16 protein-coding genes and 1 pseudogene are annotated in these 18,608 nt (G+C 34.5%); 15 read left to right on the plus strand and 2 right to left on the minus strand.

Annotation, left to right across the window (positions count from 1 at the left end):
* Positions 1-1,359 precede the first annotated feature (1,359 nt).
* The gene (locus BM146_RS16165; protein ID WP_177201708.1) at positions 1,360-2,538 is read left to right on the plus strand and encodes an LCP family protein; all 1,179 of its coding nucleotides are present in this window, start codon (positions 1,360-1,362) and stop codon (positions 2,536-2,538) included.
* Positions 2,539-2,577: 39 nt separating this feature from the next.
* Here BM146_RS16165 and BM146_RS16170 read toward each other — a convergent pair whose 3' ends face one another.
* Complete coding sequence (locus BM146_RS16170; protein WP_242949423.1) at positions 2,578-2,856, minus strand: helix-turn-helix domain-containing protein; 279 nt, start codon at positions 2,854-2,856, stop codon at positions 2,578-2,580.
* A 240-nt stretch (positions 2,857-3,096) separates the two neighbouring features.
* On the opposite strand from BM146_RS16170, the gene BM146_RS16175 reads away from it, so the two are divergent.
* From BM146_RS16175 to BM146_RS16240, 14 genes are all read left to right on the plus strand, one after another.
* Positions 3,097-3,969 carry a class B sortase gene (locus BM146_RS16175; protein WP_074891307.1) on the plus strand — a complete coding sequence of 291 codons (873 nt, stop codon included), beginning with the start codon at positions 3,097-3,099 and terminating at the stop codon, positions 3,967-3,969.
* A 62-nt stretch (positions 3,970-4,031) separates the two neighbouring features.
* Entirely contained in the window at positions 4,032-4,595 is a 564-nt protein-coding gene (locus BM146_RS16180; protein ID WP_074891310.1) for a hypothetical protein, read from the plus strand.
* Positions 4,596-4,724: 129 nt separating this feature from the next.
* On the plus strand, positions 4,725-5,231 hold the full coding sequence (gene loaP, locus BM146_RS16185; RefSeq protein ID WP_074891312.1) for an antiterminator LoaP: 507 nt from the start codon (positions 4,725-4,727) through the stop codon (positions 5,229-5,231).
* 222 nt (positions 5,232-5,453) lie between these two features.
* Positions 5,454-6,764, plus strand: coding sequence for an exopolysaccharide biosynthesis polyprenyl glycosylphosphotransferase (locus BM146_RS16190; protein ID WP_083413610.1), 1,311 nt, complete (start codon positions 5,454-5,456; stop codon positions 6,762-6,764).
* A gap of 28 nt (positions 6,765-6,792) precedes the next feature.
* Positions 6,793-7,803 (plus strand): SH3 domain-containing protein, encoded by a 1,011-nt coding sequence (locus tag BM146_RS16195; RefSeq protein WP_074891314.1) that lies wholly within the window; start codon positions 6,793-6,795, stop codon positions 7,801-7,803.
* A gap of 15 nt (positions 7,804-7,818) precedes the next feature.
* Positions 7,819-9,279 carry a GumC domain-containing protein gene (locus BM146_RS16200; RefSeq protein ID WP_074891316.1) on the plus strand — a complete coding sequence of 487 codons (1,461 nt, stop codon included), beginning with the start codon at positions 7,819-7,821 and terminating at the stop codon, positions 9,277-9,279.
* 107 nt (positions 9,280-9,386) lie between these two features.
* Positions 9,387-9,773 carry a helix-turn-helix domain-containing protein gene (locus BM146_RS16205; protein ID WP_074891319.1) on the plus strand — a complete coding sequence of 129 codons (387 nt, stop codon included), beginning with the start codon at positions 9,387-9,389 and terminating at the stop codon, positions 9,771-9,773.
* Positions 9,774-9,864: 91 nt separating this feature from the next.
* Complete coding sequence (locus BM146_RS16210; protein WP_074891322.1) at positions 9,865-10,935, plus strand: glycosyltransferase family 4 protein; 1,071 nt, start codon at positions 9,865-9,867, stop codon at positions 10,933-10,935.
* Between the two features lie 109 nt (positions 10,936-11,044).
* Positions 11,045-12,313: a hypothetical protein gene (locus BM146_RS16215; RefSeq protein ID WP_074891324.1), complete on the plus strand. Its 1,269-nt coding sequence runs from the start codon at positions 11,045-11,047 to the stop codon at positions 12,311-12,313.
* Between the two features lie 143 nt (positions 12,314-12,456).
* Positions 12,457-13,998 carry a murein biosynthesis integral membrane protein MurJ gene (gene murJ / locus BM146_RS16220; protein WP_074891326.1) on the plus strand — a complete coding sequence of 514 codons (1,542 nt, stop codon included), beginning with the start codon at positions 12,457-12,459 and terminating at the stop codon, positions 13,996-13,998.
* Positions 13,999-14,017: 19 nt separating this feature from the next.
* Entirely contained in the window at positions 14,018-15,046 is a 1,029-nt protein-coding gene (locus BM146_RS16225) for an acyltransferase (RefSeq protein WP_074891329.1), read from the plus strand.
* Positions 15,047-15,174: 128 nt separating this feature from the next.
* Positions 15,175-16,026 carry a glycosyltransferase gene (locus tag BM146_RS16230; protein ID WP_074891332.1) on the plus strand — a complete coding sequence of 284 codons (852 nt, stop codon included), beginning with the start codon at positions 15,175-15,177 and terminating at the stop codon, positions 16,024-16,026.
* 84 nt (positions 16,027-16,110) lie between these two features.
* Positions 16,111-17,280, plus strand: coding sequence for a polysialyltransferase family glycosyltransferase (locus BM146_RS16235; RefSeq protein WP_074891335.1), 1,170 nt, complete (start codon positions 16,111-16,113; stop codon positions 17,278-17,280).
* Between the two features lie 102 nt (positions 17,281-17,382).
* Positions 17,383-18,096 (plus strand): acylneuraminate cytidylyltransferase family protein, encoded by a 714-nt coding sequence (locus tag BM146_RS16240; protein WP_074891337.1) that lies wholly within the window; start codon positions 17,383-17,385, stop codon positions 18,094-18,096.
* A 315-nt stretch (positions 18,097-18,411) separates the two neighbouring features.
* Here BM146_RS16240 and BM146_RS16245 read toward each other — a convergent pair.
* Positions 18,412-18,608 (minus strand): annotated as a pseudogene (locus BM146_RS16245) (hypothetical protein); the annotation flags it as partial.

Below are 18,608 nucleotides of genomic sequence, written 5' to 3' on the forward strand. Positions count from 1 at the left end.
GATCCCAGGATGCAGCAATCATGCTTATCCTTTGCAACATCGATACCAACATAGATCATACATGTGATCCTCCTTAAAAGTATTTGACGCTGTATTGGATCCACAGGACTCTCTGCCGATGTAACCTCGTTCTACATAAACCGTCATGCGGTATCTAACTGATTAACATTGTGACAAAGAGGCTGTGGTTGGAGCCTATTCGAAACCGTCTATGCGGTAGTGGGACAAAACCAATCCACAGCATCTTCAACAGCATACCCTATACCTATAGAAAAGGTAAAGAATGGGTATGACTATATAATACGAGTGGGATAAAAAGAACAAAATTCAAACACTTATCCTACGCACGAGCAAAATCCACTATCAGGATTGTTAAATCCGTAGGATAAAAAGCGCTAAAATCAAGCGTTTATCCTACTCATGAACAGATCCACTATCAGGATTGTTAAATCCATAGGATAAAAAACATATTACGTAAGTACTTATCCTACATCTTGCCCCCTAGCTCTGGATTGTCACAGTGAAATGGGTATATAGCTATACTTTTTAAGTTACCACACCCCTCGGGAGAATTTTCTGGAAGTGAAAATGGGTATATACGAGAAAAAATAGATTTACACACCAATTGGGTGAGTGATTCGAGACAATCAATCATCTATAAAAGGATGTGTAAACTTCAAAAATGCCGTATATACCCAAAATCGCAAGTCAAAAACATTGGCGAAGGGTGTGGTAATCTTGGAAAACAGGAAATATGCCCAAATCACGTTTTATTGCGGGGTCGAGCTTTAAAGCAAGCTATATATCAAAGCAACTCTTTAACGCTTTGTATGCAGCATTCGAAAGCTGCGTCCATGGAGCCTTGAAAGTAGCCATCCCTACTGTTCCCATCATCCTCACCGTCGGCGAGGTATAGACGGCGTTTTCCTCAGGCTCAGTCAATGGTGGCGTACGCCACCGCAATCTAAACTTATCAAAGTAAGTAAGGTAACAGTTCAAGTGCCTTATGTTTAATAAGTCATTAGAACCGTCACCCTGTCTTCCCTTAATTGATCACGCCATTAAAAAACACTGCCACAGGTCCAATGTAGTTTTCTTTTCCGGAAAGTGAGGTGTATAGGATCCTGTTTTCGTTGTAGGAAGGATCATACTCAATGCAATAGGGAATAAGCTTCTGGCGCAGTTTACTATCTACAAATAGTGGCCCCGACAGGATAGATTCGACGGTTATATATCAATTTAAACAAATGTGTCGGAAAATGCAAAATATTTTAAAGAAAATGCAGATACTCAATTTACTCGCAAAGGAAATAATCTATGATATACTATATAGATAGTAACTATGATGGAGGTACTGGGATGAATGAAGGAAATAGTAACGGAAACGGGCTCGTTGAGGATAATGAGGCCGTAAGCAAAAATGAAGCAACCGATGTTACTAATACTATAGAAAAAAATAAAACAGCAAAGAAAAAAAAGAATCTCCTATTAACTGTGATATTTTCAATGATAGCTCTTTTAATTCTTGCTGGATTCGTATTATGGGGCATTGCAAATATAAGTGGAAAAAGCAATCTCTACAATAAAGCATCGAGCGAAGGTCCAATATTGGAAGGCATTCAATCCGAGGAAACTTCTAATGTTGAATCAGAGAAAGATATCACCTGGAAGAAGGGATGGATAAGATATAACGATGAAATATATCAGTATAATGAAGATATTCTGACTTTTCTTGTCATGGGGATTGATAAAACAAGCGAAGTGAAGGTTTTAGAATCCGGTGTGGATGGCGGACAGGCAGATCTTATTATGCTCGCAGTATTCAATCCCCACACAAAAACAACTTCTTTAATAACCATCAATAGAAACACAATGACTACGATAGATGTATATGACGAAAATGGTGACTACGTGGGAAGTGGAGAGGGGCAGATATGCTTACAGCATGGATATGGCGATGGTGCAACACTTTCATGTGAAAGAATGGAAAAGGCAGTTTCAAATCTTTTCTACAATTTGCCTATTCACGGATATATTTCAATAAACATGGGAGCAATTAAGGCCATCAATTCAGCTGTGGATGGAGTTACCATGACTCTGGATGAAGATTTTAAGGCAAGCCTTGATGGAGTGAGTGTATCGATTCCAAAGGGTGAACATACTTTTACTGATGACGAGGCGCATGTTTACATCAGATACAGAGACCATGCAGAATTTGATTCCGCGACTACAAGACTTAACAGGGAAAAGAAGTATATGGCTGCGTTCCTTTCTAAGTTGAAAGAGGAAACAGCCAAAGATATCACGGTGCCACTAAAAGTTTATAATGAATTATCACCATATATAGTTACAGATATCAACACCAGTGAAATGACATATATGGTCTCAAATACACATAATTACAAATTTGATTTTAATAATATCTATTCTCTTGAAGGAACGACGGTTATTGGAAAAACAGAACATGAAGAATTCAATTATGACCCTGATCATCTGTATGACATGATAATAAAGATATTTTATGAAAAAGTATATTAGAAACAACAGCGCAGCGGCTTGTATATGCCTGCTGCGCTTTTATGATTCTTCTATTTGATATTTTATTAAATCTTCAGGTTTACAGTCCAACACATAACAGAACCTTGCCAGAACATCGAGATCTATACTTGTTATTGAATCGTCATACCATTTCTTAACTACCTCAAACCTTGTATCGGTTGCTCTGGCAAGAGCATTTCTGGTCATATGTTTTCTTTCTATTATTTCTGCAAGACAAACATGCATTTTCCCATATTTTTTTACGTAAAATATATTTTTTGTATCATGTTCTTTTTTGTATTCGGATGTTCTACTCATAAAATAAACCTTTACTTTACTGGATCAAACTCTACAACTGGAGATAACTATGAAGAGAGTATTGAATCTAAGCCTCCTATAAACATGATAATACGTGAAAAATAATCTTTTCACAATAAATATGGACATAGTATATTAAAACGTTATATAATAATTTCGTTACTATGAATATAGTAATGTAAATAGAGTAACGATGAACATATGTAGCTACTTTAAGTAGAGTGGTGGACAACACAGATTATGAGAAAGTATGGATTTTGGGGTATTACACTTCTGGTAGCCATGGTTTTAACAGGGTGTGGCGATACAGATACTGAAAAGAATATCTTGGAGAATGTACCGGATGTTGCAGATGAAGTTGAGCCAGATGCGAGTAGTAATGAAACGGCATCATATTTAAGTAGTAAAGAACCAGAGAGTGAGCTATTTGCTGATAAAGATAATCTTCCGGAAGAAATGGAAGAAGGTGAGGCAGCAATGGTAGCTTACAACAATTCAGATGAAACAATTGTAGAGACTATTCCTGACGCAAGTATTGACCTTGGCTTATTAAGAGAGAAAAACTCAGATGTTAGCGCTTATATTATTATTCCAGGAACATCCATCAATAATCCTATCCTTAAGAAAAATGATAGTAATGAGTATTACCTGAAGCATAATGCGAAGAATGAGGAGGACTCTAACGGATGCATATTTATGGATATGGGCAATGAAATAGATTTTACAGACCCTGTCACATGCCTTTATGCAAAATCCGGTGAGGGGCAACCTTTCGGAGATCTGGTTGCATTCTCTGATCCGGACTTTATGAATGAGAATAAATACATATATGTATATTCTGATGAATATATTTCTCAGTATAAGATTTTTGCAGCATATAGTACGGATGATACAGAAAGACCTCTTGTTAAATACAACTTTTATGACTTTTCAGAGTATCAGCAGTATATAGATGAGGTCTTTTCAGTCAGGGATATGACAGCTGTAATAGATAACGATCTTAAAGATAAGGCTCTTACAACCTGGAACACTATTACACTGATTGGCATAGATAACGATGGTAGTAGACAGCTTGTTCAGGCGGTATTTAATGGGAGAACTACCATTAATTAGGTATTAGGTCCTTCTATAGGATTTAATATAGACCACATGATTATGAGCAAAGGAGGCAACCAATGAAGAGAAAAGTTACATCAATTATTGCTGCAGTTTTGGTTGGTTCAATGATTGTTGGATCAACTGTGTTTGCAGCAGACAGTTCTACAACAACTAATACTGACAGCACATCAATTGTTGCATCTCAGGAAGTTAAGGAAGGCAAAACAATGTTTGCTGTACCTACAGGAAAAAATGAAGGTACAGCAACCGTTGACGGAACAAGAATCACTGTTAATTACGGTGAAGTTTCTATTCCTGGCTCAATTGAGACAGCAGTTACAGCACCTGCCAAGGAAGCAGCTACAAAGGTTCTTGAAGACTATGTTGCATCAAAATTCAGTGGAGCAACAGTTGCCCTTAGAACAAAGCTTCGCCTTTACAAGGCTGGAAAGTCTATCAATTCCGGTTTCGGTGTAATAAAGCAGGCTTTTGGCGTAGGTAACAAATACGATGGAAGAACAGCCGTAGTAACCCAGATTCACCAGGACGGAACTATTACAGAAACAGAAGTTGTTGTTACAAATGGTAAAGTTAACGTTAGTTTGACAGACCTTGGCACAATTTTTGTTGTTATTAAATAAAATTCGTGAATTAAAAATAAGGTACTCCATTCCTTAAATGGAGGTCATGCATGACACTATTTTCTCTAACATGTGGTTTGGGCCGGACTAACCTCCGGCCCTAATGATGAAAAATGATAGATTTTGATTATGTTTTATGTAATATGGGTTCAAACTCAAAAAGAGTATGAATTTAAAATAAAATTCAAAAAAAAAGTTAATACTTCTCTGTATGGGAGATTACTCCTGATAACAAGAATAGAAAAACAGAAACACAGAAACAGTTTTTTAGAAAAAGAAAAAGTAATGTTTCCGGGATATCTGTTTGTTGAAACGGATTATCCTGAAGAAATACATGAAATAATCTGTTCACAACCGGAATACATAAAGATTCTGAGAAATGATGGAGTGTTCTTGCCTCTAACTCAGAGGGAAGAGGACTTTCTAAACAGAATCACGGGTCACACCGAAAGAGTGGATATGTCACTTGGGATTATTGATGATGGAATAGTCAAAGTACTAAGTGGTCCTTTGAGCGGATTTGAGCAGTATATTGTAAAGGTTGACAGACATAAGAGGAAAGCCTACCTAGAGATGGAGCTGTTCGGTGAAAAAAAGAAATTAGTTGCAGGACTTGAAATAGTTGCTAAGAGTTAAGAACCTTTATCTGAAGCAATCGTTGCCGTTGGCACGTTGATGAAGATAGAGCGGAATAATACTTGTCATCCAGAAATCATTAGATATCTGGAATGGCGAAGCCTGCATAAAAATATAACATGAAAGTGTATGAAAAGGTAAGTGGATATTATAAATAGTAATCGGAGAATAATTGAATCAGAATGTAGAGAAAACAGTGCCAATGCTAAAAGCAGGGGCATTTTGTTTTTAATAAAAGCCTTATGGGTAGTTGCGTGTACTGCTATCTTTTTGTTGGTATGGTTTAAGTTTTATGAAGATCAGTTATATGAACCCTTCTACAGAAGAGGTAACTACGCAGTCTCACTTATATATGCTTTTATATTCTGGAGATTGTCAAAATTATATGGTTGTTTTGACATAGATTTGAAAAGAACAAGTGAAATACTGTATTCAGCGGTAGTTTCATTGATGACATCAGCATTTGTTATGTATGTAGTTACATGGCTACTTGTGAGAAAACTCCCAGCAGTAGCTCCTCTGTTGTTTCATTTGATTGTGTGTTCACTCTTAGCTGCAGTATGGGCAAGAGTTGCCGTTCTGTTATCCAATAAACTGAATAAGCCTAAAAAAATACTTCTTATATATGACAATGAACAGGCAAAAGAAAATGGTATTAACATTATAAAAAAACTAACATGGAGATTTACTCTACAGAATGAAGAGCGCGTTAATGAGGACGTTTCCGAAACGATTAAGTATATAATGTCGGTGAAACCGGAAGCTTTAATGTTGTGTGGCATTCATTCTACTCCAAGGAATGCGATTCTGAAGTTTTGCGCGACTAGAAAGATACCGGTTTATATAAGACCAAATATAGGAGACTATCTGATAGGTGATGCCAAGGAAATCCAGATGGCGAGCTTGCCGGTGAAGGTCTATGAGAAGAGTGAGAAAGATATCGCTTATCTATTCATTAAAAGACTATTTGATATAGTCTTGTCTGTGCTTGGAATGATCATTGCGTCACCTATAATGCTTATTACAGCTGTAGCTATCAAGATTTATGACGGTGGGCCGGTTCTGTATAAACAAATAAGACTTACAAAGGGAAAAAAAGAATTCTATATTTACAAATTCAGAAGTATGAAGATAGATGCTGAAGCTGACGGTAGAGCCAGACTTGCCAGTGTTGCAGATGACAGGATAACTCCTGTTGGAAAGTTTATACGAGCGACAAGGATAGATGAGATCCCTCAGATCATATGCATATTAAAGGGGGAAATGTCTATCGTTGGTCCTCGCCCTGAAAGACCGGAACTATGTGCAGTATATGAAGAAGAAATGCCGGAATTTTCTTTGAGAACTGAAGTTAAAGCAGGTCTCACAGGCTATGCGCAGGTTTATGGAAAGTACAACACACAGCCATATGATAAGCTCCAGATGGATCTTATGTATATATCAAACCAAAGCATTATTACTGATTTCAAAATAATACTGGCAACAATTAAGGTTCTATTTATACCTGAAAGCACGGAAGGTGTGAAGAATTAGAAAAATAGTTACAACGAGGAAAATAAAGATGAAACGTATCTTATCACACATATATATAGCCTTGATAATCAGCTGTGGATTATTTGTTGTATGTCCTAAGATGGTTGTTGAGGCAAAAGAATATACAATTTCAGGACAAACTTCACAAAAGTTATACGAATCAGGATCAGAGAACAGTAAAGCTGTTGCCAATGTCATTCCGGGAAATACATTTACCATTTTAGAAACAGTAAAAGATTCGCAGGGGAGAAACTGGCATCACGTGTCTCTTCCGAGTGGTGTTGAAGGATATATCATCGCCAGCAAAGTAATTGAAGTAGAAGAACAGGCAGAACAGCAAGTATCGACAGATGAAGAAAGTTCAGATGGTGATTCACAAGAAGAGGAGCAGCAAGATCAGGAAAATGTAGAGGAGATTCAGGAAGAACAAGAAGGGGAAGAAAACCACCAGGAAACAGAAGATACTGATAATAATGAAGAAGCAACTGAAGAAGCTGAGGATGAAGGTTTAGCTAATATATCTGTCAAAATACTTTCAAATTCTAACCTAAGAGATGAGCCGTCATTAGATGGAAATATTCTTATTGTGATACCTGGAGGTGTTACTATAAAACCTCTTGAGAAGATTGAAAGTGGAAATTTCTATTGGTATAGACTTACATATCTAACACAGACAGGATTCATCAGGGCGGATGCAGTTGAGGAAGTCATGGAAGAAGCTGAAGAGAATGAAGAAATTACAGAAGTAGTTACTGAAGCGAGTTCTTCGGCAATATCTAAACCTATGATTATGAGCAGTAGTGGTGCATCAACGGTTTCATATGAAGACAGCTATGACAGAAGACATAAATGGGATAATAATGAAATTGCAGTTACAGATGAGAAAATAGCAAATAAACGTATTCTGGATATATATACTTTTATATTTTTGATTTTTGCGTCTGCACTTATGATAGTTGGCATATTTTTACTTGAAAGTGCTACTCGAAGTATGAGGAAATCTTCTCAAAAAGATAAAAAGAGAAGAAAAAAACATTAACCCGGGAGAGGACAAATGGACAAAATAATGGGAGATAATGGGCAAAAAGTAATACTGGAAGTACATAAAGAAAATAATAACAGCAACAACCAGTATATTGACCTTATTGATGTTGTTAGAAACATGAACAGACATAAGAGATTATATATATATCTTTTGGTTGCTGCTATTATTCTGGGAGGAGCAATAGGATTTATTAAGGTAGCTTATGATCATTATTTTAATCACACTTCATATGCCAGAGCACTCATAAGTTTTCAGTATGATGGAATAGAAAGTGGACTTGATCCCAATGGAGCGTCTTTTGATATCAACAAGATAAAGAGTCCGGCAGTAATACAGAAAGCTTTGAATAATCTTGGTATATCAACAGAATATATTGAAAATGTAAGATCTAATATTTCGGTTGAAGGAGTTATTCCTGAAGATGCAGTTGAAAGAATAACTGTCATCAATAAGATGGCTGAAGATGATGCCAAATATTACGAACAGTTACTTGATGTATCATATTTTCCATCTCAGTATGTTGTATATTTTTATGATGATAGAACTTTCTCTGTGGGTCAGGTTGATCAAATATTAAATGCTATCTTAGAAAGTTATAAGGAATACTTTTTTGATACATATGCAAATAATGAGGCGCTGACAGTTACAGCGGGGCTATTGTCCGGAGATAGTTATGACTATTCAGAAAGTGTAGACCTGCTTAGAACACAGCTTAAACTGATGAAGAATTTTGCAGAAGCAAAAGCTTCTGAGGCACCGGATTTCAGAGCTTCAGGCACAGGTCTGTCTTTCACAGATATTGCAACATCTATAGGCTTTATCCAGGATGCTGATCTGGCAAGGCTTTCATCCTACATTGAGACCAACTCACTTACAACTGATTCAGCTAGGCAGATTGAATATTACGAATACCAGATAGAGGAATATACAAACAGGTTGTCAGAACTTCAGGTAAATCTGTCAAATGTAACCTCGGCTATTAATTCATATCAGAAGGATCCTGTAATCATAGTAAGCAATCAGGATACCACACAGGAAACAGAGCAGAGCAATGAGTATTATGATAAGCTCATCGCTCAAAAGCTAGAGCTCTCTTCAAAGATATCAGAGATAAATACAGAAATAAACAGATATTATAACTTGGCGAATAAGATGCAGTCTAAAACAACTTCTGCGACAGAAGCTGAAATAAATTATGCAAATACTCTGATCAGTAATCTTCAGAATAAGATTACTGAGTGGATTGATCTCATAGAAGAGACAACTGAAGAGTACAATGATACAACAAAATTTTCTAATGCATACCAGGTGTCAGTTCCTGCTCAGTACTTTGCAGGAGGTGGAATAGTAAATATTGCTAAGACTTCCATCAAATTCATAGCAATTTTCATGGTATTAGTTGTAATAGCGTGGACTGCAGATGGAGTAATTAAAGAAATGAAGGATATAAAAGACGCTGATATTTACTGATAAAAATATAGTTTTCTATTTTAATGATTGAATTATGATGTTATGCGGCTTCTCTTGTTTCTAACGAGAGAGCCGTTTTTTGATTGTTCTGAATTGGGAGTAAAAAGATGACAAGTGGTTCTATTGCAGGAATTGTAGACGAAAAAGCAACACTTGGTCAGGTGCTTCGAAGGCTTCGAAAAGATAGGAAACTTAAGCAGGAAGATGTTTCAAAATATCTTGGTGTTGAGAGAGTAACATGCTCCGCTTACGAAACCGATAGAGTAATTCCACCTCCAGACAAGTTATACAAACTTGCGGAATTTTATGGGATAAGTATTGAATTGTTGGCTTCTAAGACGCTTACCAAGCATAGTGATGTGATTGAAAACAAACGCGTAAAGTCTAATGAAGCTGATCTGAAAAGTGCAGAGATGATGTATTACTACACAAGATTAGATGACACACAAAAGAGGATTATTTTTGATCTTATAAGAGAGTTGTATGGGAAATAAAGGGTAAAAAAGAAAACATGTATGAACAAAACCTCAAAATGAAGAGGGAAATCGATGTTATCAAAAATATATCGTTGTGGAGATACAGGTCATGAAAATTTTGCTGGTCACATTTTCAGATAATGCAGACCATCAGGATATTACTTTCGGAATGTTTGAGAGCCTGTACAGAGCAGAACGTTCTGATTGTGAAGCATGGGTTATGGGAATAAGTACCCCCAAGGTTCCTGTGTTGAATACTCCCAAGACGCATCTGGTGGATTGCCCCAAACGTCCAGGTATTGAAAAGAAGACATTTGATGTAAAAACTCTTTTGAGTATTATCTCATGGGTAAATGAACAAAACTTTGATGTTATATTCTTTGAGACACTTCATGTATGGAATCTGGCTATTATGATGTGTTGCCATAAGAACACAAAGATATTTCAAATGATTCATGACCTTATTCCACATGATGGTGACAGGCATGCAAAACTTGTTAATCTTATGAATAAAGCTGTCTGCAAGCTCGCAGATTATATTATTTTAGCGAATCGTAAATATGTTTCCAAGGTAACAGAAATATATGGTGTTCCCGCTAATCGGGTGTTGTTCATAGACATGTGGAGACGCTTCCCTGAGTATATTAAGCCCAGGTTTACAAAGCGTGTGTTATTTTTTGGGCGCATGAACCCCTATAAGGGCATTGATAATCTGTTGGAAATTGTTAAGCTCTGCCCCGACATACAATTTGATGCAGTAGGGCGAGTGGATCCCCTTATGAAGGAGCATGTTGACCAACTAAAAAAAATGCCAAATGTTACTGTAAAAACCGGTTACGTTACTGATGATGAAATGGCAGAAGCATTTATCAATGCGGACTGGGTTGTTCTTCCATACAACTCAGCTACACAATCAGGCGTAGTAATAGATGGATATCGGTATGGAAGACCATGCATTGCATTTAATGTTGGTGCAATTGCAGAACAGGTGAGTGATGGAAGAAGTGGTTATTTGGTAGAGCCAGGAAATAATGAGGCCTTTGCAAAGAAACTAAGAGAGGCAGTTGATATGGAACAGAGGTCGTATACTTCTCTTTCTAGAGCTGCTTTTGAGTATGGATTATGTAAATATTCTTCTGAAAGAGCGGTTGAGCGCTTTGTAAAGATATTGGCAAAATGAGACATTGAGTGTTGTTTATAGAAAATATATTGATAACTGGATGTAACGAAGCTTATTTAACGTATAAAACAGAAAGTGGGTATTACAGTGAAATATAAAGGAAAAGGTTATGAAAACTAGTAGTAAGACTAAAGTGATAATCAGATTTTCATTGCAACAGGTGCTAATGATTACTCTATTGCTTATTTTTTTGTTTGGCCCCGATGATTTGTTCAAGGCAACAAGTATATATTTATCATCAACGCCACGAAATATTGCTTATAAATGGTTAAATTATTCTTTTAGCTACTTATATTTTATTCCAATTTGTTTTGGGGTACTAATTTCTTTAGTACAGAATAATGTTGTAGTATTTTTATTTCCTGTATTACTGTTATTGAGGTCTTTTTTTAGATATATTTGTGGATATGAGAGTATTATTCAGGAGGGCACATATGAAATTGTATTAGCAATAGTAGTTGGGGCATGCCTTTTTGTGTGGGTACAGTACATGATTAGTACAGAAAAGCTTGTTAGTCAACAATCTTTTTTTATTTGGTATGTTTTATTACATGTTGTTAGTCAACTTGTTTCAACTGCATACTCTTTATCGAGGTTAACTGGACGGTTTAATGCAATTAATTTAGATGTAGAATGTACAGGAATGCTATGTGGTTTTGCCTTTCTATATATTTTCTTTATGCGTCAGATTAAATATAGATATCTACTATTATTAGTATTTGCCATAGGTGAATTGTTGAGTGGAGCAAGGATTCCATTAGTAATTGCATTTACATTGTTAATTGCCTATATTATTATTTTACCTAAACAATATGATGCTAATCTAAAAAAAGAACATGCAGTATTCGGCATTTTCATGATAATTGTAGCGATAGTATTACTAACGCTTACTCCGGATTTAATTGACTATTTGGTAGGTAAAGGGATGTTTTCATCTATGACAAGAATCGTAGATTTTACTTCAAATGGAGATACTTCTTCCTCAATAGGTAGGATAAAATCGATATTTGCGGGGATAGATATTCTTAAGGAGAATCCGCTTGGACTTGATTGTGGATTCATTTTTCTTCAGAGAAGAATGAATAGGCATGGCTATCCGACATTTCCACATTCACTTATATTAACATATTATCTTCTGATAGGTCCTTTTTGCCTTTTTTTTGTTTTATATTTATTTATAAAAAAAGTACGGAATTCTTTGCAAACACTAATGTATAATACAGATGCGAAGCTTTCGAGTAGTATTCTATTTGGGTATCTGGCGCTGTTCTCCATATTCACAGGAGGTCCTGTTGTAAATTACAAAGTAATATTTACATATTTATTGTTAGTCAGTGTTGCGTCTTTAAATTTTTCAGAACAATTATTCGAAGTATAATAAGCATAATTATGAGTGATCAGAGTATTTACGGTTGGAATTAGTATTTTTCGTAGATGAAAGAGCTTATTGTAGCCTTTGACAAGACGAAGGAAACTATGTCAATACTACAACAATGGTTTTGCTAATAGTTTTGGGGAAAAATGACAATAAAAAATGGTGTTTTGAAGACAATTTCTGGTGTAATAGGATTGACTGTATTATCAAAAATTTTTGGTTTTTTGAGAGAATTACTTTTATCTTATTATTTTGGAGCTAGTGGATTAAGCGATGCCTATATCATTTCTCAAACAATACCAGGGACGATATTTCAATTTGTAGGTACTGGTCTTATTACATGTTTTGTTCCAATATATATCAAAGAATTATATGATTCTGGCCAAGAAGAAGCAGATGATTTTTCGAATTCAATTCTGTCACTAATACTGATTTTTTCTACAGTGGTAATGCTTATAGTGATGGCATTTCCCGGAGTGATAGTGGGGCTATTTGCATCAGGATTTGAAGGTGAAACATTACATTGGGCTGTATTGTTTACTAGAATCGGAATTTGCAATCTTTATTTTTCTGCTTTTCTATATTTATATAACAGTTATCTACAAGCACACAAAATATTTTACCCAGGAGTTATAAGTGGCTTAATTAATAGTATTGTAATTATTTTAGGAATAATAGTAGGTGCAAAAAAACATGTTATATGGTTGTGTGTGATAAGCACTAGTTGTCCAATTATTCAGTTAGTATATATTTCTCCATTTATAAAGAGGGAAAAGTTTAAGGTCAAGCCAAATTTTCAATTTAAAACATCGGTTTTTGTGAATTTTTTAAAGCTTCTTATTCCTGTTATAATTGGGGTTTCTGTTAATGAAGTTAACATATTAGTAGATAGAACCTTGGCATCACGTATAGCCGTTGGTGGAATATCATCTCTTGTTTATGCTAACAGCTTAATAAATTTTATCCAACAGGGAATTTCTCAACCGGTGGCATCGGTGTTTTTTCCGCATCTCAGCGAAAAAGTGGTTCTTCAAAGAGATGCTGATGTGAGAGCTGTAACACAAAGATCCTGTATGTTATTAATAGAATTACTTGCACCAATAACCGTTTTAATAATACTGTTTTCTAAAGAGATAACTATTATGTTGTTTGGAAGAGGAGCGTTCAACGGTTCAGCAATTAGCTTGACATCAGAAGCTGTGAAGTATTATTCAATTGGGATAGTTTTTGTAGGTGCAAGGGAATTTATATCAAGATATTTTTATGCATATAACAACACTAAAATTCCAACGATTAACTCAGCAATTGGGATGATTGTTAATATATTTCTAAATCTGGTTTTATCAAAAATTATGGGATTAAGCGGATTGGCACTTGCAACAAGTATTTCTGCTGCAATTACAGTATTGATGCTAATTCTTAAAAGTGGTGAGGTGAATAAGGAAAATAAGAAATTGGTATTCAACATTAAAGAATTATTAAGAAATGTTGCAAGCTTAACTCCAATAATACTGGTTTATTTAATATTTATAGAATTTACGCGTTTTGAAGGATTTACGCTTATGGTCGTTGTGGCTATTATAGGTATGCTTTTATGGTTAATTTGTAATTTTATCTTTAATACACTAGTAAAAGATTTTGTAGAGAGATTTGTAAGTGAAAAAAAGAGATCTAATTTAGGAAATTAGGTTAGAACGTGGGGATGTTATGAATAGACGATCTACTGGGAGGCAGGCAAACTATGATCTATTGCGTATAATATCAATAGTTGCTGTAATTTTAATTCATGCAAATTATGGATACTTAGACGAATGCATGAAAACTCAATCAAGTATGTTAGAATGGACATTACTTTCACTTATTAATATCATTACAAGATTTTCAGTTCCTTGTTTTGTAATGATTTCTGGAGCGTTTAATCTTCGTAATCAGCGTAATATAGAATTTACATACTTTTATCAAAAGATTTTTAAGAAAATTCTTTTTCCAACAATGGTATGTATCCTTTTGTTTATTCCTTTTAGTATTGCTGATAAGATTGTGTCAAAAGAAAGCATTTGGCTTATTTTGATTCAACTATTTGAAGGTCGTTTTTTTAATCTGTGGTATATATATATGCTTACGGGACTGTATTTGATTACTCCTATACTGATTAGAGTAAAACAAAGCATTACAGTCAAACAATATAAAATACTTGCGATTAGTATGATTGTTTGGGCTGTGGTTTCGCAAGCTACATCTAAATATAAAATGGCATATAGCATCGGGGTTGTTTTTGCTTTTCTTGGTTATTATTTGATAGGTGATGTTATTAAGACAGATATAGATGAAAGAAAAATGGCTTTTAATATATCATCTTCAGTTATTCTATGCTTGATTTGTGTTTTGATTTCATATATATATCGATATTTTGGAAATAATTATTACATTTCTGATGCTTATGTTGCTTTTTTTTCTCCGACAATCACTATTTATTCTATCCTGATTTTTGAGCTTTGTAGCAATATTAAAATTAGTATGAGTTTCGAAAAGCTTTCAAACTTCATTTTTGAAATATATCTACTTCATTCAATAATTTTAAAAATAATAAAAATATTAGTAAATTCACTGAATTTAAGTGTTATTTTATCAGAAATTATCTTGGTAATATTTACATTTTTCATATCGTTAATTTGTGCTGTGATATTAAAAATATTTTACACAGTGCTTTATAAAAGGTTATTCAAGGAACAATAAAGTGAATGTAGAAACTTTATTGAATATGATTTTTGATATTTGTGAGTAACATGGGGGAAAAGGTAGAAATTTGATTGGAGAATGCATTGGTATAATGCTCTATAATACACAAAGGTAAGAATATAAATATGACTCATCCCCAAATTTTAATTATCATTCTCAATTACAATACATACGAATTAACATTATCAATGATTGAAGAACTGAAAAAACTTGACTATTCTTATTACAATATTCTGGTTGTCGATAATAATTCGCCCAATAATTCAGGAGAGATTTTATCAAGGAAGTCTTCAGAGGACAATTCGTATATCTTTATACAAAATGATAAAAATGTTGGTTACGCCGCAGGTAATAACATAGGACTTCGATATGCTGTTGAACATGGATATAAATACTCATGGGTTATTAATAATGACATTCTTATCAAAGATTCCAAAGTTTTATCCCATATGATTACAATTCTAGAAGAACACCCGGAATATGCAGGTGTTGGTCCAATGATATACACACTTGATAATCATATATGTGGTCCGTTTTGTAATAGACCTACGCCTTTTAGCATGACTTTAGGAATTGGAATAGACTTAAAATATCGCAAATCTCAGATAAACACATCACGTCCTGTATATAGGCTTTTTGGGTGCTGTATGCTATTGGATAATGAGACGATGAAGCAGGTTGATTATTTGGACGAGAGGACGTTTCTGTACTGTGAGGAAGACATTCTAGCAGAAAGAGTTTTAAAGGTTGGAAAAACTTTTTACTATGACAGTAATGTTAGTATTAAGCATATGGAATCTTCATCACTTAGATATTCGGTAATTAAACTAAAGACCAATATCAAGTATGTAATAGATAGTAGGAATATTTATATGAAAGAGTATAGGAATTGGAATTGCGTAATAAGGTTCCTTGTAAATACGACGTATGCTTTAAAGCGTTATTATAGAAATGCAAAAAGAAATCGTAAGATTTAGCTTTGAGTACGAGTATAAGATAAGATCTGAATAATCAAACTTATAGGTGGATTGTTAGACAAATGGCAAAGGAAGAAATGAGGTATGGGAGCAGTCCTTTTTGTTGATTGGCTTACAGATGGATTTACAAGATATGCAGAGCCATTATCTTTGGAATTGAGAAAGCAAGGCTATGATGGTCAATTTATTGGTGTTTACATGGAGAGGGATGGTAAAAGTAGACCTTCGAAATTTGATTCGTTGATATTCGCGGGAAAATATAGCTGGGATGCAAGGAGAATCCTTGATGAAATAAAACCTGAGATGGTTGTTGTTTTTGCACATCGTTTTTTTGACTATATGTTCACACTTGAAGCACATAAAAGAGAAATTCTGGTTGTGAATTTCCAGCATGGGCTATATATGGACAAAAGTACTATTTCGGCATTTAATGCAAGAATGGCTGTTCAATTGATGAAAAGAAAAAAAGAGCAGGTGAGATTGTACTCCAAATGTATCTATGTCATGAATCAAAATAATATATTAAATACAATCTCAACATTTATAGATCTTGCCAGAGGAGTTACCATTTATTCGTATATTATTAAGCGCTTTGGCTATGATAGTAATGCTGATATTTCATTTATCTTTGGAAAGTATTGGAAGGATTACTACGAAAATCAATACAATGAAACAAAAACAAAATATTATATAATCGGATATCCAGAACTTGAAGGGAATTCTAGGGATACAGATGGATTATTCTGCGAAAAGATTCCTGTTGTATGCTATTTAGCTCAAACATCTGTAGAGGATGGCGTAATCGATAAAAGTGTTTTACTTGCTTTTTTGAAAATTCTTGAAAATAGTTTAGGAAAGTTTAACTTAATCCTTAAGTTGCATCCGCGAAGCGATAGAGACATGTATAAGGATATTATAAGGAATGAAAAGCATGTTTTCGTTTGGAATTTTCCTGAATTTCCTATATGTGATTGTTATATAGGTCATGAGTCAACGGTTGTAGCTAGGGCATTATATATAACAAACAAAGTTCTAGTTTATCGTTTACACAAAGAAAGAATTAGCCCTTTTGAACAATATTCTGACTTTGCTTGCACTAATAGTGGACAATTTCAGGGAACATTAGAGGAAATGCTTTCTGTTACTAAGAATTCTAATGTATCGCCTGAATTTGAAAAGTATATGTATAAAAATCCAAATGGGGCAATAAAGCAAGCAGCAATGATAATAATGGATTTTTTAGTTAAGAAGTAAACATTTGCAAACAGCAACTAGAGAAAAAATGCAGCCATGAAACGAACTGTTTTCATGGCTGTTACTGTGAGCGGGAAAAATGATCAAGAGGAGGGATTTATCATGAAAGTAGTAGCATTGCTTACTGGACGCGGAAATAATACATTAAAGGACAAAAATGTCTTAGATATTTTAGGGCATCCGGTTCTTTATTATCCTGCGCATGCAGCAAAAAAAGCGGAGGTTATAGACTCATATTATTGTAGTAGTGATGATGAAAAAATATTAAGAGCGGCTGAAAAAGAAGGATACGAAAGAATAGTAAGACCGGAATATTTAAGTTTAGCTACTTCACAGCATGTAGATGTAATTAAACATGGCATAGATATCATATCCAAAAAAGAAGATATTGGAGACATTCTTGTAGTAATTCTTGCTAATAATGTAACAATAAAGGCGGATTGGATTAATGCATGTGTAAAGATGATGCAAGATGATCCGTCACTTACAGCTGTTGTGCCGATATACGAAGATAACGACCATCATCCACTTAGAGGTAAGAGAGTAGAAAATGGTCGTTTAGAGATGTATGAAAGGGGAATAACTGGAAAGCTATCTACAAATCGTCAAGATTTACCCAGTTGTTACTTTTTGTCACATAATTTCTGGGTTTTAAATACGAAAAAAATGATTGAAAGCAACTATGAGGGACAGCAGCCTTGGGGATTTATGGGAAATAATATAGGCTACTTTTTAATAGATGAATCGATAGATATTCATAAAGAAATAGATCTCTTTATAGCTAAAGAATGGATTAAGGAGCATTATAAAGAGTAGTTTTTTGTAACTATATTGTCATGATAGATGAATAAAAAAACTTGGTGATTTGAGCAGTGGAATTATTTGATAGATTTAAGGTGAGTAAATTGTTGTTTTTATATGAGATTAAAATAATATGAAAAACACCAGCCATGCAATAAGGCTATGATTAGTCTTGGTATATACGACAGTTTTAGAAATCTGAACAAGATGTGGGCGTGAGAAATGATTAATGGAGTAAATAGGCCCAGTGACAACGTCATTTTCGATTAAATTAAAATATAGGTTACTAATAGTGGTAGCCCATACTGCTAATAAATTTGAATTTAATGATTAAGCTTTAATACCATTTTCTGCAAGTAATTTGTGAAGGCGAGCAATTTCATCAGATTGAGAAGCATTCTTCTCAGAAAGAGTTGATATTGTGGTGTTAGCTGAATCAAGCTCTTCTTGAAGCTCATCCATCATGTATTTAACTGTATTCTGATCCATGAGTTGAAGCTCTTTTGAGAACATGTTCATTACTCCTT

Source organism: Butyrivibrio proteoclasticus (genome assembly GCF_900115735.1).
Classification (GTDB): Bacteria; Bacillota; Clostridia; order Lachnospirales; family Lachnospiraceae; genus Butyrivibrio; species Butyrivibrio proteoclasticus_B.